At 72.3% G+C, this 22,367-nt stretch carries 27 protein-coding genes and 1 tRNA gene; 8 read left to right on the top strand and 20 right to left on the bottom strand.

Annotated features, from left to right (window positions below):
* From xseA to ACLBYE_RS17070, 7 genes are all read right to left on the bottom strand, one after another.
* Positions 1 to 1,700, bottom strand: a 1,700-nt coding sequence (gene xseA / locus ACLBYE_RS17040; protein ID WP_447695079.1) for an exodeoxyribonuclease VII large subunit, incomplete at its 3' end; no start/stop codon positions are given.
* Positions 1,701 to 1,811: 111 nt separating this feature from the next.
* Positions 1,812 to 3,284: an MDR family MFS transporter gene (locus ACLBYE_RS17045; protein WP_447695080.1), complete on the bottom strand. Its 1,473-nt coding sequence runs from the start codon at positions 3,282 to 3,284 to the stop codon at positions 1,812 to 1,814.
* Between the two features lie 182 nt (positions 3,285 to 3,466).
* Entirely contained in the window at positions 3,467 to 4,783 is a 1,317-nt protein-coding gene (locus ACLBYE_RS17050) for an MFS transporter (protein ID WP_447695081.1), read from the bottom strand.
* Positions 4,783 to 4,989 (bottom strand): ribosome modulation factor, encoded by a 207-nt coding sequence (locus tag ACLBYE_RS17055; protein WP_447695082.1) that lies wholly within the window; start codon positions 4,987 to 4,989, stop codon positions 4,783 to 4,785. Before ACLBYE_RS17055 ends, ACLBYE_RS17050 begins: the two co-directional genes overlap by 1 nt.
* 65 nt (positions 4,990 to 5,054) lie before the next feature.
* Positions 5,055 to 5,312, bottom strand: coding sequence for a DUF6894 family protein (locus tag ACLBYE_RS17060; protein ID WP_447695083.1), 258 nt, complete (start codon positions 5,310 to 5,312; stop codon positions 5,055 to 5,057).
* 105 nt (positions 5,313 to 5,417) lie between these two features.
* On the bottom strand, positions 5,418 to 5,681 hold the full coding sequence (locus tag ACLBYE_RS17065) for a hypothetical protein (RefSeq protein ID WP_447695084.1): 264 nt from the start codon (positions 5,679 to 5,681) through the stop codon (positions 5,418 to 5,420).
* 159 nt (positions 5,682 to 5,840) lie between these two features.
* Complete coding sequence (locus ACLBYE_RS17070; RefSeq protein WP_447695085.1) at positions 5,841 to 6,071, bottom strand: hypothetical protein; 231 nt, start codon at positions 6,069 to 6,071, stop codon at positions 5,841 to 5,843.
* Between the two features lie 175 nt (positions 6,072 to 6,246).
* Between ACLBYE_RS17070 and ACLBYE_RS17075 the strand changes: the two genes are divergently transcribed.
* Positions 6,247 to 7,263, top strand: coding sequence for an NAD-dependent epimerase (locus ACLBYE_RS17075; protein ID WP_447695086.1), 1,017 nt, complete (start codon positions 6,247 to 6,249; stop codon positions 7,261 to 7,263).
* A 210-nt stretch (positions 7,264 to 7,473) separates the two neighbouring features.
* Positions 7,474 to 7,839, top strand: coding sequence for a c-type cytochrome (locus ACLBYE_RS17080; RefSeq protein ID WP_020093431.1), 366 nt, complete (start codon positions 7,474 to 7,476; stop codon positions 7,837 to 7,839).
* Positions 7,840 to 7,902: 63 nt separating this feature from the next.
* Here ACLBYE_RS17080 and ACLBYE_RS17085 read toward each other — a convergent pair whose 3' ends face one another.
* The 3 genes from ACLBYE_RS17085 to ACLBYE_RS17095 form a co-directional block, all read right to left on the bottom strand.
* A complete protein-coding gene (locus tag ACLBYE_RS17085; protein WP_170862975.1) occupies positions 7,903 to 8,421 on the bottom strand; it encodes a MarR family winged helix-turn-helix transcriptional regulator in 519 nt (172 codons plus the stop codon).
* A gap of 129 nt (positions 8,422 to 8,550) precedes the next feature.
* Complete coding sequence (locus ACLBYE_RS17090; protein ID WP_447695087.1) at positions 8,551 to 9,495, bottom strand: site-specific tyrosine recombinase XerD; 945 nt, start codon at positions 9,493 to 9,495, stop codon at positions 8,551 to 8,553.
* Positions 9,492 to 9,644, bottom strand: coding sequence for a hypothetical protein (locus ACLBYE_RS17095; protein WP_012317685.1), 153 nt, complete (start codon positions 9,642 to 9,644; stop codon positions 9,492 to 9,494). Before ACLBYE_RS17095 ends, ACLBYE_RS17090 begins: the two co-directional genes overlap by 4 nt.
* Before the next feature lie 244 nt (positions 9,645 to 9,888).
* Here ACLBYE_RS17095 and ACLBYE_RS17100 point away from each other — a divergent pair, with 244 nt between their 5' ends.
* The 3 genes from ACLBYE_RS17100 to ACLBYE_RS17110 all read left to right on the top strand — a co-directional run bounded on the left by ACLBYE_RS17100 (position 9,889) and on the right by ACLBYE_RS17110 (position 11,856).
* Positions 9,889 to 10,512, top strand: a complete 624-nt coding sequence (locus ACLBYE_RS17100; protein ID WP_020093428.1) for a shikimate kinase — start codon at positions 9,889 to 9,891, stop codon at positions 10,510 to 10,512.
* A 19-nt stretch (positions 10,513 to 10,531) separates the two neighbouring features.
* A complete protein-coding gene (gene aroB / locus ACLBYE_RS17105) occupies positions 10,532 to 11,671 on the top strand; it encodes a 3-dehydroquinate synthase (protein ID WP_447695088.1) in 1,140 nt (379 codons plus the stop codon).
* A gap of 109 nt (positions 11,672 to 11,780) precedes the next feature.
* Positions 11,781 to 11,856, top strand: a tRNA-Thr gene (locus ACLBYE_RS17110).
* A 112-nt stretch (positions 11,857 to 11,968) separates the two neighbouring features.
* On the opposite strand, the gene ACLBYE_RS17115 is transcribed toward ACLBYE_RS17110, so the two are convergent.
* From ACLBYE_RS17115 to ACLBYE_RS17145, 7 genes are read right to left on the bottom strand one after another with little or no spacing between them, the layout of a single operon-like run.
* Entirely contained in the window at positions 11,969 to 13,723 is a 1,755-nt protein-coding gene (locus tag ACLBYE_RS17115; RefSeq protein WP_447695089.1) for a complex I subunit 5 family protein, read from the bottom strand.
* Positions 13,720 to 14,139, bottom strand: a complete 420-nt coding sequence (locus ACLBYE_RS17120) for a sodium:proton antiporter (protein WP_447695090.1) — start codon at positions 14,137 to 14,139, stop codon at positions 13,720 to 13,722. Before ACLBYE_RS17120 ends, ACLBYE_RS17115 begins: the two co-directional genes overlap by 4 nt.
* Entirely contained in the window at positions 14,136 to 14,912 is a 777-nt protein-coding gene (locus ACLBYE_RS17125; RefSeq protein ID WP_447695091.1) for an MnhB domain-containing protein, read from the bottom strand. Before ACLBYE_RS17125 ends, ACLBYE_RS17120 begins: the two co-directional genes overlap by 4 nt.
* Complete coding sequence (locus ACLBYE_RS17130) at positions 14,909 to 15,160, bottom strand: Na(+)/H(+) antiporter subunit B (protein ID WP_447695092.1); 252 nt, start codon at positions 15,158 to 15,160, stop codon at positions 14,909 to 14,911. The genes ACLBYE_RS17125 and ACLBYE_RS17130 overlap by 4 nt, the downstream gene beginning before the upstream one ends.
* Positions 15,157 to 15,441: a monovalent cation/H(+) antiporter subunit G gene (locus ACLBYE_RS17135; protein WP_447695093.1), complete on the bottom strand. Its 285-nt coding sequence runs from the start codon at positions 15,439 to 15,441 to the stop codon at positions 15,157 to 15,159. Before ACLBYE_RS17135 ends, ACLBYE_RS17130 begins: the two co-directional genes overlap by 4 nt.
* Positions 15,438 to 15,689: a monovalent cation/H+ antiporter complex subunit F gene (locus ACLBYE_RS17140; RefSeq protein ID WP_447695094.1), complete on the bottom strand. Its 252-nt coding sequence runs from the start codon at positions 15,687 to 15,689 to the stop codon at positions 15,438 to 15,440. Before ACLBYE_RS17140 ends, ACLBYE_RS17135 begins: the two co-directional genes overlap by 4 nt.
* Positions 15,686 to 16,189 (bottom strand): hypothetical protein, encoded by a 504-nt coding sequence (locus ACLBYE_RS17145; protein WP_447695095.1) that lies wholly within the window; start codon positions 16,187 to 16,189, stop codon positions 15,686 to 15,688. The genes ACLBYE_RS17140 and ACLBYE_RS17145 overlap by 4 nt, the downstream gene beginning before the upstream one ends.
* Positions 16,190 to 16,319: 130 nt before the next feature.
* On the opposite strand from ACLBYE_RS17145, the gene ACLBYE_RS17150 reads away from it, so the two are divergent.
* Positions 16,320 to 16,889 carry an NUDIX domain-containing protein gene (locus tag ACLBYE_RS17150; protein WP_447695096.1) on the top strand — a complete coding sequence of 190 codons (570 nt, stop codon included), beginning with the start codon at positions 16,320 to 16,322 and terminating at the stop codon, positions 16,887 to 16,889.
* 199 nt (positions 16,890 to 17,088) lie between these two features.
* Complete coding sequence (locus ACLBYE_RS17155; RefSeq protein WP_447695097.1) at positions 17,089 to 18,258, top strand: acetyl-CoA acetyltransferase; 1,170 nt, start codon at positions 17,089 to 17,091, stop codon at positions 18,256 to 18,258.
* Positions 18,259 to 18,388: 130 nt separating this feature from the next.
* On the opposite strand, the gene ACLBYE_RS17160 is transcribed toward ACLBYE_RS17155, so the two are convergent.
* The 3 genes from ACLBYE_RS17160 to ACLBYE_RS17170 form a co-directional block, all read right to left on the bottom strand.
* Positions 18,389 to 19,681, bottom strand: a complete 1,293-nt coding sequence (locus ACLBYE_RS17160; protein ID WP_447695098.1) for an O-acetylhomoserine aminocarboxypropyltransferase/cysteine synthase family protein — start codon at positions 19,679 to 19,681, stop codon at positions 18,389 to 18,391.
* 58 nt (positions 19,682 to 19,739) lie between these two features.
* Positions 19,740 to 20,126 (bottom strand): response regulator, encoded by a 387-nt coding sequence (locus tag ACLBYE_RS17165; protein WP_026604970.1) that lies wholly within the window; start codon positions 20,124 to 20,126, stop codon positions 19,740 to 19,742.
* Between the two features lie 85 nt (positions 20,127 to 20,211).
* Positions 20,212 to 20,868 (bottom strand): alpha/beta hydrolase, encoded by a 657-nt coding sequence (locus ACLBYE_RS17170; RefSeq protein ID WP_010686946.1) that lies wholly within the window; start codon positions 20,866 to 20,868, stop codon positions 20,212 to 20,214.
* Between the two features lie 273 nt (positions 20,869 to 21,141).
* Between ACLBYE_RS17170 and ACLBYE_RS17175 the strand changes: the two genes are divergently transcribed.
* Positions 21,142 to 22,311, top strand: a complete 1,170-nt coding sequence (locus ACLBYE_RS17175) for a cysteine desulfurase family protein (protein WP_447695099.1) — start codon at positions 21,142 to 21,144, stop codon at positions 22,309 to 22,311.
* Positions 22,312 to 22,367 lie beyond the last annotated feature (56 nt).

The raw sequence follows: 22,367 nt of genomic DNA on the forward strand, positions 1-22,367 counted from the left end.
CAGGCGTCGAACAGCGAGCCCTGCCGCGTCGGGGCCGGGCCCGCGCTGGTCCGCTTGCCGGCCGTCGCCGGCGCGGGCGCGCCGCCGCGCCGAGCGGGCTTCGCGGACGGGGATGGGGCGGCCGACAGAGACGGATCGGCCGTCCCGTCGGGCACGGCCGTCACGGTCCCGTCGGCGAATTGCAGGCTGAGACGCTGGGCGGCCGCCGCCTCCGCGGCGCGGCGGACGGGCAGCCCCGCGGCGTCGCGCACCAGCACGTAGCCCCGGTCGAGCACCGCGCGGTAGCTGAGCGAGCCGAGCAGGCCCGCCAGACCGTCGAGCCGGTCGCGGCGCCGCTCGATGCCGCGCGCGCCCGCCTGGGTGAGGCGCTCCGACAGGGCGAGGAGCCGGTCGGTGCGGCGCGCCTGCAGTGCCCGGGCCCGTTCCAGGCTGGCCTCGCGCGCGACGACGAGGCGGCGCCCCAGCTGGACCAGGGCCTCGCCCTTGCGCTGGACGTCGTTGCGCAGGGCGTGGAGCGGCCGGTGGTCGATCCGCGCCAGCCGCGCGCGGGCGTTGGCGAGGGCCACGTCGGGCGAGCGCCGGGCCATCCGGTCGAGGAGCAGCTGGAGCCGCGCGCGGTGGCGGCTCGCCCCCGCCGCCAGAGCCGGTGCGAGGCGCGCCTCGGCGAGGTCGAGCCGCTGGCGCTTGGCCGCCAGCAGGGCGTCGGCGCTCGGCAACGCCCGTCCGAGGGCGCGCAGGTCCGACCGGTCGCGATCGATCCGGCGCCCGACCGCCCCGCGGCCGCGGGCCGACAGGTCCGCCACCGTGGCGATCAGGTCGGCGCGGACCGGCACCGCCATCTCGGCGGCGCCCGTCGGGGTCGGCGCGCGGCGGTCCGAGACGTAGTCGATCAGCGTGGTGTCGGTCTCGTGCCCCACCGCCGAGATCAGCGGGATCGCGCTCGCGAAGGCGGCGCGGACGACGCACTCCTCGTTGAAGGCCCAGAGATCCTCGATGGAGCCGCCGCCCCGGGCCACGATGAGCACGTCCGGGCGCGGGATCGGCCCCCCGGCCGGGAGGGCGTTGAAGCCGCGGATCGCGGCCGCGACCTCCTCGGCCGCGCCGTCGCCCTGGACCCGCACCGGCCAGACGAGGACCGGACGGGGAAAGCGGTCCTCCAGCCGGTGGAGGATGTCGCGGATCACCGCGCCGGTCGGCGAGGTGACGACGCCCACGACCCGCGGCAGGTAGGGGATCGGCCGCTTGTGGTCCGGCGCGAAGAGGCCCTCGGCGGCGAGCTGCTTCTTGCGCTCCTCCAGGAGCGCCATCCAGGCGCCGAGCCCCGCGGGCTCCAGGCTCTCGATGACGATCTGGTACGAGGACTTGCCCGCGAAGGTCGTGATGCGGCCGGTGGCGACGACCTCCAACCCCTCCTGCGGCCGCTGGCGCAGGCGTCCGAACACGCCCTTCCAGACCACCGCGTCGATCCGCGCCTGCCCGTCCTTCAGGGAGAAGTAGGCGTGGCCCGAGCCGTGCTGGCCGCGATACCCCGAGATCTCCCCGCGCAGCCGGACGTGCCCGAAGGCGTCCTCCAGGGTGCGCTTCAGGGCGCCCGCGAGCTCGCCGACCGACCATTCCGGCTGGTTGGCGTTGAGCACGCTGGTCGGCGGGATGTCCGCGGCTGGCTGGGCTGCGGGACGCGGGGGCGGCACGAGGGGCATGAGCCGACGCTAGGGGCCTCCGGCGGGACAGTCAAAGGCCCGCTGTGGAGACGGGATCGCTCGGCCGGCGCCGCGCCCGCGGCGCCTCTCCCTCGGCGAACGCCGCTCCCTTCACTCGACGGCGAGCTCGCGCGGCCGGTCGGAGATCGCCACCGGCGGGACCAGCAGCGACAGGAGCAGGGTCAGCCCCGCCACGGCGAACACCGTCCAGAACGTGCCGTGCAGGGCGTGCTCCAGGCCGGCCCGGATCGCCTCGCCGCCGGCCCCGAGGCTTGCCGGATCGTCGAGCAGGCGGCGCAGCTGATCGGAATTCACCGCCGGGCCGCTCGACGGGTTCGCGAGCCGGTAATTCAGCACCGCCCCGAGGACGGTCGCGCCGAGCGTCGAGCCGAGGTTGCGCGAGAAGATGTTGGAGGCCGTCGCCGCCCCGCGCTGCGCCCAGGCGACGCTGTCCTGGATGATCACGATGGCGGCCGTGGACAGGAAGCCCATGCCGAGCCCCATCACGACCGAGCCGCAGGCCGCCACCGCCGGGGAGATGTCGGGCCCGAGGGCCACGAAGGCGACCGCGCCGAGGGGGAGGAGCGTCGCGCCGACCAGCAGGATCGGGCGCAGGCCGAACCGCACGAAGCTGCGCGCCGCCGTCGTGGCGCCGATCGGCCAGCCGAGCACCATCAGGGTCAGGGTCAGGCCGGCGATCAGGGGCGACTGCCGCATGACGCCCTGAACGTACATCGGCAGGAACGCCGTGAGCCCGATCACCGTCATGCCGGAGAGCAGCGTCGCGGTGTTGGCGGTCGCGATGGGGCGCTGCAACCACAGGCGGATGTCGAGCATCGGGTCGGGCGCGCGCCGCTCCTGGACGACGAACAGGGTCGCGGCCACCACGAAGGCCAGCGCCGGCCACAGGGCCGCTTCCGCCGACTCGCCCGCCTCGGTCAGCGCGATCATCAGCGCCGCGATGGCGGCTGTGAACAGGGCCGCACCGATCGCGTCGATCTGGCGCGGGCGGCGCTCGACGCCCTCGTGGAGGAAGCGCAGGAACAGGCCGGCCGCGATCACGCCGATCGGCAGGTTGATCCAGAAGATCCAGGGCCAGCTCAGGCGGCCGATGATCAGGCCGCCGACCAGCGGGCCGGCCACCGACGAGATCCCCCAGACACTCGCGAGGTAGCCCTGGACCCTTCCGCGTTCCCGCACCGCGTACAGGTCGCCGACGACGGTCAGGCTCACCGGCTGGATCGCCCCGGCGCCGACGCCCTGGATGAGGCGGAACAGGATCAGCGAGGGCATCGACCACGCGAGCCCGCACAGGAGGGAGCCCAGCAGGAACACCGCGATGCCGAACAGCAGGACCGGCCGGCGCCCGTAGAGGTCCGAGAGCTTGCCGAACACCACCGTGGTGGCCGTCTGCGTCAGTAGGAAGGACGCGAACACCCACGCGTAGAGGTGAAGGTCGCCGAGATGACCGGCGATCTGCGGCATCGCCGTCGAGACGATCGTCGCCTCGATGGCGATCATGAACATCGACGCCATCACCGCGGCGAGGACCAGCGGGCGGCGCGTCTCGAGGAACTTGGGCATCGGGCCGATCTAGGCCCGCCGCGCCTGCACACCTAGCGTTGGCCCGGGCAACCGGCTTCTCCGCCGCGAGATCCGTGCGCGGGCGCACATCCGCTCGGCGTCGGCCCCGCGATGGGCGCATGGATGACGCGCCCCGATGCAACACGTGCATACATAATGCGGAACGCCCCGGCGCTACCGACTCAGGCCTCCACGTCGGCGTCGAGGTCCCTCCCGCGGGTCTCGGGCAGCAGGAACGCGGCGATCGTCCCGACGAGGCTGAACGCGGCGAGGTAGTAGGCCGGCGCGAGCCGGTCGCCGGTCGCGGCAATCAGCCAGTTCACCACGTAGTTGGTGCTGCCGCCGAACACCGAGACGGAGACCGCGTAGACGATCGACAACCCGGCGCTGCGCACCGCCCGCGGCAGGGCCTCGGGGATGCCGACAATCACGGCCGCCGCGTTGATGGAGGACAGCGCCGAGAGCAGGAAGGTGACCGCGTAGACGCTGGCAGCACTCGGCGCCCGCACCACCCAGGCGAAGGCCGGGACCGCCAGGATCAGGATCAGCGCCCGCGGCCAGATCATCACCGGTCGCCGCCCGTACCGGTCGGCCAGCCAGCCGCCGAGCAGCGGGAAGATCACCGAGGCGAGCCCGAGGGCGATCGGCACCGCCGTCGCGGCGGTCTCGCTCAGGCCGAGGGTCGCGCCCGCGAAGACCGGCATGTTGGTGCCGACCGCGTTCGACACGGTCGAGGCCGCGATGACCAGGAAGGTCAGGCCCAGCAGGCGGCCGTGCTCGCGCAGGAGCCGGCCGACCACCGCCATCGTCGAGGCCGCGGCGTGCGGATCCTCCTCGGCGCCGGCGGTCTCGGGCAGGTGACTGCGGATGACGAGGCCGACCGGCACGACGCACAGGCCGAGGGCGAACATCAGTCGCCAGCCCCACTGCGCCATCGCCTGGTCGCCGACCGCGAGCGCCAGGGCGGTCGCGATGATCCCGGCGAACAGGGCCGCGCAGCCCTGGCTGGCGATCTGCCAGCTCGTGACGAAGCCGCGCCGGTCCGGGGGCGCGGCCTCCAGCAGGAAGGCCGTCGAGGGACCGACCTCGCCGCCGAGGGCGAGGCCCTGCACGAGGCGTCCGACGATGACGATGACCTGCGCCCAGCCGCCGATCGTCGCGTAGGAGGGGCAGGCGGCCAGCATGAGCATGCCGACGGCCATCAGCGCGATGGTGATCAGCATCGCGGGCTTGCGGCCGGCCCGGTCCGCGAAGGCGCCGATCAGCACACCGCCGATGGGCCGCATGACGTAGCCGATGCCGAACAGGGCGAGCGATGCCAGCAGGCTGTGGGTCGGATCGTTCGCCGGGAAGAAGGCCTCGCCGATCGGCTTGGCGAAGAAGGCGTAGACGGTGAAGTCGTAGAATTCGAGGGCGTTGCCCAGGACGACGGCCCCGACCGACTTGCGGTCGAGGGTCGAATGATGCGCGCCGGGATTCGGTGCGGTCCGGGCGTCCATCAGCGGGCCGACCCGTCGACCGGATGCTTGGCCAGACCGCCGGTAACGGGCGTCTCGCCCTCCGCCAGGGCCGCGTCGTAACCGGCCAGCCAGAGCGCGCGCGCCTCTGTCCCCTCCGCGTAGGGGCAGGCTTCCCGGACGAGCCCCTTGGCGGGTGCGGCCCGGCCGAGGGCGCGGGCATCGAGGTCGTTCGGTGGCGTATCCATACGGGCGCAGCTCCGTTCCGGTGGGCTGCGGCGCGATGTAGGGCGCGGAGCGCGCGTCGCCGATCTCAGTGACGCGTCGGGTCCGCGTCGGCGGGCAGCGTCACGGCCTCGCTGAACGGAAATTCCAGCACGACCTCGCCGTCGTCGTCCGTGACCACGAGGCACGCCGTCATCAGCCGGGCCTGATCCTGCGGCTGGCGCAGGGCGGCGCGGATCGTCTCCCGCGCCGCCTCCCAGGCCGCGTCCGGATCCCGCAGCTCGATCCCGGTCGGGTCGGAGATGACGTCCTCGCCGATCTGCGTGTGGAAGAAGTAGCGCGGCATGGTCTTCACCGTTTGCAGGGGCGCCGCTCCGGGCGGAGCGCCCCACGACAGGTGGTGATGGCCGCGCGTCGGACCAGATCGCGGCGCGCCGCGCTGCCTCGGCGATCAGCCGTTCGCGGCGCGCGCGGCCGGGGCGGTCGGGACCGGGCGCAGCGCCCGCACCTGGCCGGTGGAACCGCCAACGCGGTGCTGCTTCTCCATCGCCATGAGCGGCCGCAACTCGGGCTCGGCGAAATCGAGGAGCTTGGCGTTGCGCCAGCGCGGCTTGCCGGAGCCGCGGCCGAACCAGCGGGGGCGCTCCTCCTCGACCAGGAGCACCAGCCGCCCCGTCCAGGTCTTCCGGAACCAGAAACGCCCTGTCAGAGACATCGTCCCATCCTCGCCGTCGCGCCGCCCCCGGTCTGGCCGCCTCAATAGCGAACTCGGCCGTTCGCGTACTGATTGAGGACGCGGGCGAACAGGCGCACCACCGATATCCACAGCCCCGCGCCGGGGCTGCCGTGGGACTGCGGGAGGCTCGGGGCGCGATCAGTGCGCGATATGCTGGATCGACAGCGCCAGCACGACGAGCCAGACGAGCCCCGAGAGACCGAGCACGAAGCCGCGGAGGATCGCCGCTTCCAGCGCCGCGTGTGCGGAGCGCGGCTCCGAGGCCCGCTCCCTCGGCGGAGGCGCGGGACGCGGCCGGACCGGGCGCTGCTCCGGCACGGTGAGCAGGCGCGTCAGGCTGTCGGGGAGCGGTCTCGGATCGGGCTGCACGGCAGCGCGAGCCTAGCGCGTCACGCGCCCGCGCGACAGGCCGCCCGGAGCGTCGGCAGGCTCATGTCGGCAGGCTCGTGTCGGCATGCTCATGGCGGAGCACCGATTTGTCGCGCGCATACCCCATGCTACAGCTCGAGCCCGGGGCGGCCAGTCAGCCCGTCGGTCCGCGCGTATGTCCCTGCCACCTGTACTGATCACCGGCGTCGCCGGCTTCATCGGGAACCAGCTCGCCCTGCGTCTCCTCGAGGAGGGCCGGCAGGTCGTCGGGCTGGACAGCGTCAACGCCTATTACGACGTGCGTCTCAAGGAAGCCCGGCTGCAACGCCTCGCGGATTTCCCGGGCTACAGCTTCGCGCGCCTCGATCTCGCCGACCGCGACGGCCTCGACGCGCTGTTTCGCCGCCACGCGTTCCGCACGGTGATCCACCTCGCGGCCCAGGCCGGCGTGCGCTACTCCCTCAGCGATCCGCACGCCTACGCGGCGAGCAACCTCGTCGGCTTCCTGAACATCCTCGAGGCCTGCCGCCACGGCGGCGTGGGACACCTCCTCTACGCGTCCTCCAGCTCCGTCTACGGCGGCGTCACCGCGATGCCGTTCTCGGTGCACCAGAACGTCGACCATCCGCTCAGCCTCTACGCCGCGACCAAGAAGGCGAACGAGCTGATGGCGCACAGCTACAGCCACCTCTACGGCCTGCCGACGACGGGCCTGCGCTTCTTCACCGTCTACGGGCCCTGGGGCCGGCCCGACATGGCGCTGTACCTGTTCACCCGCGCGATCCTGGCGGGCGAGCCGATCCGCGTGTTCAACGAAGGGCGGATGCTCCGGGACTTCACCTACATCGACGACATCGTCGCGGGGATCCGGGCCCTGGCCGACCGGCCGGCCGCGCCGGACCCCGCGTGGAGCGGGGCGGCGCCGGATCCCGGGACCAGCTCCGCCCCCTACCGGATCTACAACATCGGCAACAACGAGCCGGTGGCGCTCCTGGAGATGATCGCGCTCCTCGAGGACGCCCTGGGCCGCAAGGCGGAGAAGATCCTCCTGCCGATGCAGCCCGGCGACGTCCCGGCGACCTACGCCGACATCGACGACCTCGTGCGGGACGCCGGCTTCCGGCCCGCCACGCCGCTGAGGACGGGGATCGGGCGCTTCGTCGACTGGTATCGGACCTATCACGGGATCTGAGGGAACGGCGCTGCGCGCCGTCGCACGGAGCCAATCCGCTCACGCGGTGTTGAGTGGGGCGGCGGCCCGCAGCAGCCACCGACCGGCCCCGGATGACGGCTATCCCAGACTGGGCCGTTGCGCGCGCCGGGCACATTCATTTAGAGCTGTTCCAGGCAGGCAAGCTCTGCCCGCATCGCTGCCCAAGCGGCGGCCAACAGGAGGAAATCCATGCGTTCACTCGTTTTCGGCGCCGTCCTTGCCGTCGTCATGCCTCTCGCCGCGCAGGCCCAGGACGCCGGCGACGCCGCGGCCGGCGAGAAGGCGTTCGCCCCCTGCAAGGCGTGCCACAACTTCCAGAAGAACGGCGTGGGTCCCGACCTGAAGGGCGTCGTCGGCCGCAAGGCGGGCACCTACGAGGGCTACAACTACTCCGCCGCCCTCAAGAACTCCGGCATCACCTGGGACGAGGCCAACCTGCACGAGTGGCTGAAGAACCCGAAGGCGAAGGTTCCCGGCACCAAGATGATCTTCCAGGGTTACCCCGACGACAAGAAGATCAACGACGTCATCGCCTACCTCAAGACGCAGTCCTGAGACGCGAAGTTCGGTACGAAGCGGGAGCGGCCGCCCGGCCGCTCCCGGCGCTCAGGCCGCGCCCTAGTCGGTCGTGAGGCCAGCCTGCAGGCTCAGCCTGAGCGTGACGAGATCGTGAAGCAGGTCCTTGCGGCCCTGGATATCGAGACCGGTCATGCCCCCCGCCTCGTCGGGCAGGCAGGCGAGTTCCTCGCGCAGGGCCTCGCCGGCGGCGGTGAGGAAGATGCTGACTTGACGCTCGTCGACCCGGTCGCGGGCGCGGCGCACCCGCCCGGACGCTTCCAGGCGCTTCAGGAGCGGCGTCAGCGTTCCCGAGTCCAGGAACAGGCGGTTCCCGATCTCCTTGACCGACAATCCGTCCTGCTCCCACAAGACCAGCAGGACGAGGTATTGCGGATAGGTCAGTTCGTGGCGCCCCAGGAGGTTGCGGTAGGCGCGGCCGAACGCGTGCGCGGCGGCGTAGACCGCGAAGCACAGCTGGTTGTCGAGGCGCTGCCGCTCCCGCTGCGAAAGCTGGTCGGCACGCGTGTGCCCCGCTCGATCCGGCTCGATGCCGATCTGCGAGGCCGTGGGGCCTGACATAGGAAAACTCTCTCTGGTAAAGGCTGGCTCGCGTACCGGTATGGCGAGGGGCTACTTCTAGGCAGTTCGCTAAACGTATACAATTGGGGCGACCGACCGAGAGTTGCCACGCCATCCGCGCGACAGCGCTCAGCCATCCATCAACGGATGCAGATCGCGGACCATCGCCTTCAGGCGCTCGTCGAGGACGTGCGTGTAGATCTGCGTCGTCGAGATGTCGGCATGGCCGAGCAGCTCCTGGACGATGCGCAGGTCGGCGCCGTTCTGCAGGAGATGACTCGCGAAGGCGTGGCGGAGCACGTGGGGGCTCACCCGATCCGGGTGGAGCCCCGCCGCCGAGGCCAGCACCTTGAGATCGCGGGCGAAGGCCTGCCGGGTGAGATAGCCGCTGTCGCTGTCGGCGGGAAACAGCCACGGGATGTCCTCCGGCACGGCCGGAAGATGCGCCGCCATCGCGGCGCGGGCCGCATCGGTCAGGGGCACGAGGCGCTCGCGGCCGCCCTTGCCCTTGACGATGAGGTAGCGCTCGCGCGTCGCGCCCGCCGCGCGGGGCAGCGCGACCAGTTCCGAGACGCGCAGGCCCGTGGCGTAGAGCAGCTCGAGCAGGCACACCATCCGGCGCGCCCGCCGGGCCGGGCCGGGGGCCTGATCGGCGCCGGCGGCCGCCTGCGCCGTGGCGAGCAGCCGGTCGACCTCCGCGATGGACAGGACCTTGGGGAGCGCGCGCCCCCGGCGCGGGCCGGACACCGCGACGCTCGGATCGCTCGCGGCGCCGCCCTCGGCGTAGAGGAACTTGTGGAAACCGCGCACGCAGGACAGGCGCCGGGCCGCCGAGGACGCCTTCAGGCCCCGGGTCTCGAGGTCGATCAGGAAGGCCCGCAGCGTGCCAGCCTCCACGTCGCCGAGCGCCGTGCCCGAGCGCGCGAGATAGTCGAGGTAATCGTCCAGGTCCCGGCGGTAGGCGCTCAGGGTGTTCAGCCCGGCACCGCGCTCCGCGGCCAGCATGTCGAGGTACTCGGCGACCTCGGGGCGGGGCGCCCGGGCGGCGTCGCCGCTGCCCTCCGGCCCGCTCAACGGTTGCCCGGCTGCAGCTTCGAGGCGGGGATGGTGACGCTCATCTCCCGCGGCGTCGGCTGGACGAAATGCGCGAGCGCGAACATGGCCGCGTAGACCAGACCCGCCAGGATCGCGAGGGTGGCAAAGAAACGGAACAGGGTCGGCACGTCGGTCGAACCTCGGGCAGACGGGCGCTGGCGGCGGGGAGGGGGCGGGCGAAGGCCTTCTCCGAGCCGCCGCCGATGCCCGGGTTCGACCACGTGAACGAGGCGCTGACAAGGCCCACGACGACACAGGGATGCGTTTCGCAGGCCGCTTGAATCGCGCTAAGAGCCTGCCGCAGGATGTGAGACTGCCCGGGCGACAGGCGCGCGGGGGCCGGTGGAGAGGCGGGGACGCCGCACGGATGCGATGCAGGAGTCGATGCAGGAGGCCATGAGCGGGGAGGAGGCGGGGGAACCGATCGAGGCGCGTCTGCGCCGCGCGCTCGGCCTGCGCTCGATCGTGCTCGTCGGCCTCATGGGAGCGGGCAAGAGCACCGTCGGCCGGCGTCTGGCGAGCCGCCTCGGCCTGATCTTCAAGGATGCCGACATCGAGATCGAGGCCGCGGCCGGCCTGACGATCCCCGACATCTTCGCGATCTACGGCGAGCCGAGCTTCCGCGACGGCGAGGAGCGGGTGATCTCGCGCCTGCTGCGGGCCGGCCCGCTGGTCTTGGCCACGGGCGGAGGCGCCTACCTGCGCGAGGCGACCCGCGCGCGCATCGCGGAATCGGCGGTCTCCGTCTGGCTGAAGGCCGATCTGGACGTGCTGATGCGGCGGGTCCGCAAGCGCGGCAACCGCCCGCTGCTGCAGACCGAGGATCCCGAGGCGACGATGCGCGACCTGATGGCGGTGCGCCACCCGGTCTACGCCGCCGCCGACGTGATGGTCATCTCGCGGGAGGTCTCGCACGACCGGGTCGTCCAGGACGTGCTGGAGGCGCTGGATGCCCATCTCAGCGGCGAAGGATCCATCCCCGTGGCCGCCCAGTGAGACCCGAGCGAACCGATCCATGACCGAGCCCCGTCCGGACCTCCTGACCGTCCACGTGCCCCTCGACGCCGGCCGCGCCTACGACATCCAGATCGGGCGCGGGCTGATCGACACGGCCGGCACCGCCGTCGCGGCGCTCGGGGCCCGCCGGGCGGCGATCGTGACGGACGCGACGGTCGGCGCGCTCTACGCCGCGCGGCTGCGGACCAGCCTGGAGCGCGCCGGCCTCCTGGCGGGCGTGGTGACGGTGGCGCCGGGCGAGGCCTCCAAATCCTACGCGGGCTACGCGGAGGTCTGCGACGGGCTGCTCGCCCTCAAGGTCGAGCGCGGCGACCTCGTCGTGGCGCTGGGCGGCGGCGTGGTCGGCGACCTCGCGGGCTTCGCGGCCGCCACCCTGCGGCGCGGCGTGCGCTTCGTGCAGGTGCCGACGAGCCTGCTCGCGCAGGTCGATTCCTCGGTCGGCGGCAAGACCGGCATCAACGCGCCGCTGGGCAAGAACCTGATCGGCGCGTTCCACCAGCCGCGCCTCGTCCTGGCCGACACGGCCGCCCTCGACACCCTGTCGGAGCGCGAGATGCGCGCCGGCTACGCCGAGGTCGCCAAGTACGGGCTGATCGCCGATCCGGGCTTCTTCGACTGGTGCGAGGCGAACTGGCGCGGGATCTTCGCCGGCGGCCCGGAGCGCGAGCAGGCGGTCGCCGCCTGCTGCCGGGCCAAGGCCGCGGTGGTCACCCGCGACGAGCGGGAGGACGGCGAGCGGGCGTTGCTCAATCTCGGCCACACCTTCGGCCACGCCCTGGAGCGCCTGACCGGCTACGATTCCGCCCGCCTGGTCCACGGCGAGGGCGTCGCGATCGGGATGGCGCTGGCCTTCCGGTTCTCGGCGCGCCTCGGACTCTGCGCCGGCCAGGATGCGGGCCGGGTCGCCAACCATCTCGCGCTCGCCGGCCTGCCGACCCGCCTGCAGGCCGTTCCGGGCGGTTGCGGCGACGCCGAGGCGCTCCTGGACGCGATGACCCAGGACAAGAAGGTCCGCGACGGCGCGCTGACCTTCATCCTCGCGCGGGGGATCGGCCAGAGCTTCATCGCCCCCGGCGTGGACCGGGCGGAGGTGGCGGCGTTTCTGCAAGATGAATTGGCGTCGGATCGGGCCGCCTGACGCCCGCGAGCGCCGGCTGTGGCCTTGCCTAACGCAGGCCGGGCCGCTATGAGCCTGCCACGTCCGGCGCCGGTCACCGCGCGCCGCTGACGGTCCCGTCGGGGCCAGGGCCGCAATAGCTCAGCTGGTAGAGCACCTCATTCGTAATGAGGGGGTCGGGGGTTCGAATCCCTCTTGCGGCACCACTTCCCATCAGGCCTCTTCGAGACGCATGCACGAGCGAGCCGCTGGCCGATGGCCTGTGCCGGCTCGAGACCGCGTGAGCCCGTCGGCTGAGGCGCGCGGCGACGGTCGCGCTCAGGCCATGGCCAGCACGGCCGCGATCGCCGCCACGCCCACGGCGAGCCACGCGGCGTAATCGCCGATCAAGCCGCTATGGAGCATTTCCAGCGCGCGGGTCGGCGCGGATTGCGTCGCGCTGACCGGCCGGACCACGAGCGCGGGCAGATGTCTGCGGAACAGCCCGTAGCCCGCGCCGGCCAGAGCGGCGGCGACCGAGGCCCAGGGGAGCCAGCCGGGCCCCTCTACCAGCGCGTGCACGGCCGGGCGGTGCATGAAGGCCGACGCCGCCCGCGGGAGGGCGTGCTCGATCAGGGCCGCCGGCAGACCGATATCGAGCGCGAGGAGAAGGCAGCACGGCGCCAGCATCAGCCAGAGCGGCCGGTTGGCCTTCTCGCGCTCGTCCTCGCTCGGGGCGCCGGCCTCGTCGCCGGGATCGGGCCCGAGCCCGAGGAAGATCCGGCCCGCGGCCCGCAGCACAGCGGCCCCGGTCAGCGCCGCGCCGATGGCGCCGGCCGCCAGCGCCATCCCGTGCCCCTGCTGCCAGAGCGCGCCCTGGACGAGGCGCGTGCCCTGGTCGAGCACGCCGAGGGGCAGGCCGCAGAGCAGCAGCCCGGCCAGGGCCATGGCGATGCCGGCGGGCCAGATCCCCCGTCCGAGGCCGCGCAGGGCGATCTCGTCGATGCTGGCCTGGGTGGCGAGCAGGATACCGGCGATCATGAACAGGGCGCCCTTCACCAGCCCGTGCCCGACCACGTAGACGAGCATCCCGCCGGTCCCGTCGACCGAGAGGGCGCCGAGGCCGGTGAGCATGATGCCGGCGTGCGAGATGGTCGAGAAGGCGAGCAGCCGCTTGAGGTGCCGCTGCAGCAGCGCCATCCAGCCGCCGAGGAGGGCGGTGAAGCTGCCCAGGCCGATGAGGAGCCCCGGCAGGGCGTGCTGGACCTGATCGGAGCCGCCGAACACGACGGCGCTCACCTTCGCGAGACCGAACAGTCCGAGCGAGACCATCGATCCGGAGAAGATCACCGAGACCGGGCTCGGTGCGACGGCGTGCGCGTCGGCGAGCCAGAACTGGAACGGCACGATCGCGCCCTTGATCATCAGGGCGGCCGCGACGAGGCAGAACGCCCCGGCCACCACCGGATCCCGGCCGCCCCGCGCCACCGCGGCCGCGATGCCCTCGAAGTCGAGCGTGCCGGTCTGGGCGTAGATCAGGCCGATGCCGCCGAGCATCAGGAAGCCCGCGAGGCTGTTCACCACCGTGAAGTTGATGGCGCCTGCCAGCGCCGATTCGGCCAGGTGGTAGGCCGTGAGCGCGAAGGCCGCGACGCTCATCACCTCGAACCACACGAACAGGTTGAACATGTCGCGGGTGAAGCAGAACCCGACCATGGCGGCCAGGAACAGCAGCATCAGGATGTGGAAGTGGCCGTGGGTGCGGTCGAAGAAGCCCCAGGCGAACACGAAGGTCAGAGCGTAGAGCAGCCCGATGAAGGCCGCGACCCAGCCGCTGGCCTCGTCCACCGAGAAGCCGATGCCGAGATGGACGCCGTCGCGCGGCTCCCAGCCGCCGAACCAGTAGACCAGCGGCCCGTCGGCGGCGCGGGTGGCGATGACGCCGCAGAGCACCGCCACGGTGAGCGCCGCCAGCGTCGCCAGGATGTCGGGCAGGCGGCCGGGCAGGACGTGCGCGGTCGCCAGCATCGCGGCGCAGACCACGAGCGGGATCGCGACGGGCAGGGGCAGGAGGGCGGCCGGGAAGGCGGTCACGGGGCGTTCCGCTCCGCGTCGCGCACGCGGCTGGACCCTGCGTCGCGCCCGGACTTGCCGCCCGCGCGCATCGGCCGGAGCTTCTCCGGGTCCAGGCTGCCGCCGCGCTTGTAGGCCTGGATGGTCAGGACGAGGAGGAGGGCAGTGAGCGTCGCGCCGACCACGATGTCGGTGAGCACCAGCGCCTGCATCACCGGGTCCACGGCGGGCGTCCCCGGCGGGTGGTCGTAGAAGATCGGCGCGATGCTGCCCCAGCGATAGCCGAGGCCGAGCAGGAGCACGTAGGTCGCCGATTGGCACACGCCGAGGCAGCCGACGAGGTGGATGAAGTTGCGGCTCGTGGCGATGCCGTAGAGGCCGATCCCGAACAGCCACGCGGCGACCGCGTAGGGCAGGACACTGGTGGCCGCGCTCACGCGGATTCCTCCCCCGGCTCCTCGGGCGCGTCGGCCTCGCGGGTCTCCTCCATAAATTCCAGGAAGAGCTGCGTGAAACCGCCCGTCACCGCCAGGGCGACGCCGAGATTCTCGACCAGCATCAGGCCGCCCGAGAACAGGTCGCGGAAGGTGCCGAGCGGCAGGATGTTCTGCATGAAGGCGGCGCCGGTGAGCATCGGCACCAGCCCGCACAGCGCGAAGAGCAGCGCGCCGCCGCCCTCCAGGGCGTCGAGCCAGTGGCTGCGGATGGCGTCGCGCCAGCCGGCATAGCCCTCGCCGAGGTAGATCAGCAGGGTCCCGGAGGCGAGGATGACGCCGCCCTGGAAGCCGCCGCCGGGCGTGACGGTCGCGTGCAGCACGACGTAGAGGCCGAACAGCGCGGTGAGCGGGCCGGCGACGCGGCAGGCCAGCACCACCGCCTCGGAGCGCGGGATCACGGCCCGGCCGGGCCGGCGCATGGCGCGCTCGGAGTTGCCCTCGCCGCGCCGCCCGCGCAGCAGCACCACCGTCCCGGTGATGGCGGCGAGCAGCATGAATTCCTCGCCGAGGGTGTCGAGACCGCGCAGGTCGAAGTTGATGGCACTCACCATGTTGGCGACGTGCCGGGCCTCCGGGACGATCGCGTTGATGCGCGCACCGTACTGGGCGATCGTCGATCCGAAGGGCGGCAGGCCGGCGATCACCGCGGCCGCGCCCGGGAGGAGGACGAGGCCCGCGACGGCCAGGAGCGCGACGCGGGCGCGCGGGCTCACGATTCCTCCTCGGGCGGCTGCGTCCGCACGGCCATCAGGGCCACGAGGAAGAGGAGCGGCACCGCCGCCGAGCCGACCGCCAGCTCCGAGAGCGCGACGTCGGGGGCCTGGAGGGCGTCGAACAGGATCGCCAGGACGAGCCCGTTGACCGCGATGGCGAAGACCTGCCGCGCTGGGTCGCGCACGAGGACCACGGCGGTGCCGGAGATCGCGGTGAGCAGGAAGAGCAGCGGCAGGATGATCGTCATGCCGAGCGGCCCTCGCGCATCAGCACGGCCCGGCCCGAGACGTGCGACAGCACCGCCGCCCAGGCGAGGAACACCACCATCATCACCAGGATCTTGAGCGAGCGCCCGGAGACGCCGTCCGCGAGGAAGGCCGCCACCGTCACGAGGATCGCGGCCGCCACGTTCAGGAACGCGACGGCGTGCATCCGGTCGAGCGCCCGGGGCAGGCGCCAGAGGGCGAGGGCCGCGAGCCACGCGGCCGCCACGGCGATGGCCAGGACCGAGCCGATCGCGACGCTCATATCCAGCGCTCCAGGAAAACCGCGAGCAGCATCGTGCCGGGCAGGTTGAGCAGGACCAGGGTGAGGGCGAGATCGGTGATCGACGCCTGGTCGGTGGCGAAGGCCATGAGCGTCAGGATCAGGACCGTGACGCTGCCGGCGAGCTGGTAGGCGGCGAAACGCTGGCCGGGTCTGCCCCGCCACGCGAGTACCGCGGCCGCGGCGAGCGGTGGCAGTAGCGCCAGGATGGCGACCGTCCAGACGCTCATCGCGCCTCCTCCAGGCCGTGCGTCACCACCGTTCCGTGCGCGCGGTCGAGGGTGAGCACGTAGCTGTCGGGGGCGAGCGACGCGGCCAGCAACCCGACCGCCCGCGCGGCCGGCGCCGCCTCGCCCTCCGGCGTGGCCCAGGCGATCTCGGCGGCGCTCCGCTCCCGGGTCGCGCCGCCGCCGGCGCGACCGAGGACCGCGCGCAGGAGGTGCAGCCCGACGCGGGCGGTCTGGCGCGGCATGGCGCGGATGGCGGGGCCGAGCGGGCGGAGCGCCTCACGGTCGAAGCGGAAGCGCAGCCCGCCGCGCCGTCCGACGCCCCACCACCAGAGCGTGCCGAGACTGGCGCAGCCGACGGCGGCCATCCCCTCGTTTAGGCTCACCGAGCCGGCGAAGACCATGTAGGTGAGGGCGAGGACGACCCAGATGGCGGCGCCGTCGCGCCGCGAACGCTTCCCGAGCCCGCCGATCGGTTTAGCCTGCGTCGATCCTGCCCGCATCGATCCTGACCGGCGCGCCCCGCGGAAGCGTGACCTTGCGCGTTGTCCGACCAAACGTGGCCGCGGGCGCCGGCGTTCCCGGAACCCGGGGACACGGTTCCGTGTAAGGCGATGAGGGGTGGGCGCGCACATGAAAGCTGAGATCCTCACTGTCCGCTTCGTCCACGAGGGCTGGAGCCGCTTCGGGATTGCGCGGGTGCGCCTCGCCGACGGCGCCGTCGTCGAGCGCGAGATCGAGGACCACGGCGACTCGGTCGGGATCCTGCCCTACGACCCGGAGCGGAAGGTCGCGACGCTCGTGCGCGAGTTGCGGGTGCCGCCGCTTTTCGCGGCCGGCGAGCAGGTCCAGCTGGAGGCCCCGGCGGGCCTGATCGACGCCGGCAGCCCGGAGGAGAACGCCCGGCGGGAGGCGCTGGAGGAGGTGGGCCTGCGTCTGCGGGCGCTCGAGTTCGTCGGCGCCACCTATTCCTGCGCCAGCCTGACCACCGAGAAGATCCACCTCTACCTCGCGCCCTACGACCGGGCGGATCGCGCGGAGGCGGGCGGCGGGGCCGAGGGCGAGCACGAGAACATCCGGGTGGTCGAGATGCCGCTGGCCGAGCTCGCCGCACGCGCCGACCGCGCCGCGATCACCGACCTGAAGACGCTGACCCTGATCCTGGCGCTCCGCGCACGCCATCCGGAGCTGTTCGCCCCGTGAGACGCCGCCGCGCGCTCGGCCACGCGCTGCTGACCGCGCTGGTGCTGGTCGGCGTCGCGTGGGTCGCCTTCCACCTGCGCTGAGTGGGGCCCGCGCGGCCCTCCTCCGGACGGGTCCGGCGCGTCGAAGAACCCGCGCCCTGTCTTGATCGCCGGCCGCGGCGGGCCCATCGTCCGGTCCACACACGGGAGGTCACCGGATGACGCGCGCCTGCATCGTGGGCTGGGCCCACACCCCCTTCGGCAAGCTGGAGGAGCCCGATGTCGAGGGGCTGATCGCCCGGGTCTCGGGAGAGGCGCTGGCCCATGCCGGCGTCGAGGAGTCGCAGGTCGACGGCATCTACGTGGGCTCGATGAACACCGGCTTCTCGAAGCAGGGCTTCGAGGGCTCGCTGGTGGCGGTGAACCGGCCGGGCCTCGCCCACGCGCCGGCGACCCACCTGGAGAACGCCTGCGCCACCGGGTCGGCGGCGCTCTACGCGGCCCTCGACTTCGTCGACAGCGGCCGCGGCCGCGTGGCCCTGGTGGTCGGCGCCGAGAAGATGACGGCCAAGACCGTCGCCGAGACCGGCGACATCCTGCTGGGTGCCTCCTACCGGAAGGAGGAGGCCGACATCGAGGGCGGGTTCGCCGGCGTGTTCGGGCGGATCGCGGCGGGCTACTTCCAGCGCTACGGCGACCGCAGCGAGGAGCTGGCCCGCATCGCCGCCAAGAACCACCGCAACGGCGTCGGCAATCCCTACGCGCAGTTGCGCAAGGACCTCGGCTTCGACTTCTGCAACCGGGTCTCGGAGAAGAACCCCTACGTGGCTGCCCCCCTGCGGCGCACGGACTGCTCGCTGATCTCGGACGGGGCGGCGGCGCTGGTGGTGGCGGATGCCGAGACCGCCGAGGGCCTGGAGCGGGCGATCGGCTTCCGCGCCCGGGCGCACGTCAACGACATCCTGCCCCTGTCCCGCCGCGACCCGGCGGAGTTCAAGGGCGCGCGGTTGGCCTGGGAGAAGGCGCGGGCCCAAGCCGGGATCGCCAACGAGGATCTCTCCTTCGTGGAGACTCACGACTGCTTCACGATCGCCGAGCTGATCGAGTACGAGGCGATGGGCCTCGCCGCGCCGGGCGAGGGGTACCGCGTGGTGCGCGAGGGGCTCGCGGAGAAGGGCGGCCGGCTGCCGATCAACCCGTCCGGCGGGTTGAAGGCCAAGGGTCACCCCGTGGGGGCGACCGGCGTGTCGATGCACGTCATGGCCTGCCTCCAGCTCATGGGCGAGGCCGGGGAGATGCAGGTGCCCGGGGCGGAGCTCGCCGGGATCTTCAACATGGGCGGCGCGGCGGTGGCCAACTACGTGTCGATCCTCGAGCGTCGGCGCTGAGGCCATCCCGATCGCGACCATTCCCTGCCCGCCGTAGGCGTCCTTGCGGGCGGCGCGAAGCGATCCAGCGGCGCCACGATCGTCGAGATCGCGCGGCTCTGGGTCGCTTCGCCGCGCTCGCGATGACGCGCTAGAGGAGGCGATCCAGCGCCTGCTGGAGATCGGCGATCAGGTCGGCCTCGTTCTCCAGCCCGATCGACAGCCGCACGGTCTCGGGCCCGACCTGCGCGGCGGCCTTCTCGTGCTCCGACAGTTGCCGGTGCGTGGTCGAGGACGGGTGGATCGCCAGCGACTTGATCTCGCCGATGTTCACCAAGTGGGAGATCAGCTCCAGCCCGGCGATGAATCGCAGCGCCGCCGGCTCGCCGCCCTTCAGCGCGAAGGTGAAGATCGAGCCCGGCCCGTCCGGGGTGTAGCGGCGGGCGAGGTCCTCGCCGGTCTGGCCCGGCAACATCGGGTAGCTCACCCAGGCCACGGCCGGGTGATCCTTCAGGAAGGCCGCCACCGCCCGCGCGTTGGCGCAGTGCCGCTCCATGCGCAGCGACAGGGTCTCGATCCCCATCAGCGTCAGGAACGCGTTCATCGGCGACAGGCCGGGCCCGAGGTCCCGCAGGCCGAAGAACCGGCACGCCGCCGCGAAGGGGGTTTCCGGGAAGGCCTCGGTGAGCACCAGCCCGTCGTAGTCCGGCCAGGGCTCGGTGATCAGGTTGTAGCCGCCGGCCTTCGCCCAGTCGAAGCGGCCGGCGTCGCAGATCACGCCGCCGATGGTCTGGCCGGAGCCGCTCAGGAACTTCGAGGTGGAGTGCCAGACGATGTCGGCGCCGTGCTCGATCGGCCGGATCAGGGCCGGCGAGGCGAGGGTATTGTCGACGACGAGCGGCAGGTTGTGGCGGCGGGCCACCGCGGCGATGCCGTCGAGGTCCACCACCGACGCGCAGGGGTTCACGATCGATTCGCAGAAGATGGCCCGGCAGTCCGGCGTGATCGCCGCCTCGAAATCCTCCGGGGCCATGCCGCGCGCGAAGCGCGGCTTCAGGTCGTAGCGCCCGTCGAGCCGGCGCATCAGGCCGAGCGACCCGCCGAACAGGCGCGGCGACGCGACGTAGGCGTCGCCGCTCTTCAACAGCGTCATGAGAATGAGCTGCATGGCCGATTGTCCGGAGGACACCGCCACGCCCGCCTTCGCGCCCTCGAGGTCGGCGATCCGGCGCTCCAGCGCGGCAACCGTCGGGTTGGATCCGCGCGAGTAGGAGAAGCCGGTCCGGCGGCCTGCGAAGATATCAGCGGCCTGCTCGGTCGAGTCGAAGACGAAGCCGTTGGTGAAGTAGATCGGCTGGACCCGGGCGCCCGTGGCGGGATCCGGCGCCGCGCCGGCGTGGATGGCCCGGGTCGCGAAGCGGTGCGGTCGATTCTTGTCCGTCATGGCTCTCGGTCGGGTGTTCAGGGCCCGGACCGGGTGTCAGCCCGAGCGGATCCGTGCGTCAAGCCGCGCGGCGGATGAAGGCCTGCAGGGTCCGGACCAGGGTGGTCGGCTCGTAGGGCTTCGGGATGAACCGGGCGCCCTCCGGCATGTCGTTCGGACCGGGCGTGCCCATGCCCGACACCACCAGCACGGGTATCGAGGGCCAGCGATGCGCGACGAGGCGGGCCAGGGCGAAGCCGTCCATCGATCCCTGCGGCATGTCGACGTCGGTCATCAGGACGCCGACGTCGTCGCGGTTCTCCAGGACCTTCAGCGCCTTGTCGGCATGCGTCGCCTCGACGACGGTGAAGCCGGCATCCGCGAGGGTGTCCGAGGCCTCCATCAGAAGGAGGCCGTCATCTTCCACCAGGAGAACGACGGGATGGTCGGACGGGCTATCTGACATCAGACCTGCGAAGGTGCGTCTCAATTCCGAAACCCGCGCCCTATTCCTCCGGGGCTCCCCCCGTCAAGGCGCGGGGCCGGATCCGTCAGGCCGCCTCCTCGCGCTTGCCGAGGCGCTTGTCGAGGTAGGTGTCGACCGTCTGGGTCAGTTCCTCGACCTTGCCGTCGAAGAAATGGTTGGCGCCCTCGACCATCTGGTGCTCGATGATGACGCCCTTCTGGGTCTTCACCTTCTCGATCACCGGCATGACCTCGCGGGCGGGCGCCACGCGGTCCTCGGAGCCGTGCACGAACAGGCCGGAGGAGGGGCAGGGAGCCAGGAAGGTGAAGTCGTAGCGGTTCGCCATGGCGGCGATGGAGATGAACCCCTCGATCTCGGGGCGGCGCATCAGGAGCTGCATGCCGATCCACGAGCCGAAGGACACGCCCGCGATCCAGCAGGACTTCGCCTCCGGGTTTACCGACTGTACCCAGTCGAGGGCGGCCGCGGCGTCCGACAGCTCGCCCGAACCGTGGTCGAACGACCCCTGGCTGCGTCCGACCCCGCGGAAGTTGAAGCGCAGGGCCGCGAAACCGCGATTGGCGAACGTGTAGAACAGGTTATACACGATCTGATTGTTCATCGTGCCCCCGAACTGGGGGTGCGGGTGCAGGATGATGGCGATCGGCGCGCCGCGCTTCTTGGGGGCTTGGTAACGGCCTTCCAGGCGGCCGGCCGGGCCGGTGAAGATCACTTCGGGCATCGCTCGTCTCTCGCTCCGGAGATCGCCCGCCGGGCTATCGGCCCGGCGGCGCAGCAGCCTTGACTCGTCGCGCGCGCACCATAAAAGCAGTCTTAGAATAGTTCTAGGCAATTAGAACTATTCTAAACAACCCGTCCGAAGCACCGCGTTGGCTGCCACGCCGACCGTGCCGGGTCGGCGGGATCTCATTGTCTCGGCGCGCCTTAGCACGGCGAGCCGGCGCGCGGGCAAGGAATTGTGACGCGCCGCAGCAGAGGGCTTAACGGAACGCGGATGAGCCGGGTACGCGCCTATCTCGACTACAACGCCACCGCGCCGGTCCGCCCGGACGTCGCGGAGGCGGTCGCGCGCGCGCTCACGCTCCCCGGGAACCCGTCCTCGATCCACGCGGAGGGACGGGCGGCCCGGGCCGCCCTCGAAGCGGCCCGCACCCAGGTGGCGGCGCTCGTGAACGCCCGGCCCGAGCAGGTCGTCTTCACCAGCGGCGGGACCGAGGCGGCGAACGCGGTCCTGTCCGGCGCCCTCCGTCGCGGTGGCGCGGCGGCCCCGTCGCGACTGCTCCACTCCGCCACGGAACATCCCTGTGTCGCGGCCGGTCATCGGTTCCCGGACGCGGCCGTCGAGGAAGTCCCGGTCACCGCGGACGGCGTGGTCGATCTCGCCGCCCTGGAGGCGCGCCTGGGTGCTCTCGCCGACGAGACCCTGCTCCTCTCGGTCCACGCCGCCAACAACGAAACCGGCGCGGTGCAGCCGCTGGCCGCGATCGTCGGCCTGGCGCGAGCGCACGGCCGGACCCTGGTCCACAGCGACGCGGTGCAGGCCGTCGGCAAGATTCCCCTCGACATGGCGGCGCTCGGCCTCGACGCGCTGACCCTCTCGGGCCACAAATTCGCGGCGCCGAAGGGCGTCGGCGCGCTGGTCCTGGCCGAGGGCGTCAGCCTGGAGAGCGCCTTCCTGCGCGGGGGCGGCCAGGAGCGGCGGCTGCGCTGCGGCACCGAGTGCCTGCCGGCCATCGTCGGCATGGGCGAGGCTGCCCGGATCGCCCGCGCGGCGCTCGACGCGGAGGCGGCACGCCTCTCCGCGCTCCGGGACCGGGTCGAGGCCGGCGTGCGCACCATGGCACCCGACGCGGTGGTGTTCGCCGCCGGGGCGCCGCGCCTGCCCAACACCCTGAGTTTCACGGTCCCGGGGCTCGACGCGCCCTCGGCCCTGATCGCCCTCGACCTCGCCGGCGTGGCGGTGTCGTCGGGCTCGGCCTGCTCGTCGGGCAAGGTCGCGCGCTCGGCGACGCTCGCCGCGATGGGTGTCGGTTCCGACCTCGCCGGGGGGGCGCTGCGCGTCAGCCTCGGCTGGAACACGGTGGACGAGGAGGTGGCATGCTTCCTCGACGCCTTCGAACGGGTCGTGGAGACCCTATATAGACGGCGAGGCCAGGCGGCCTGAGCGCCGCCCCCCCGCTTTCCGACAGACGCTTCCCGGTCCTTGACGCCGGAGATGCC

The sequence above is a fragment of the Methylobacterium sp. A52T genome (assembly GCF_053346095.1).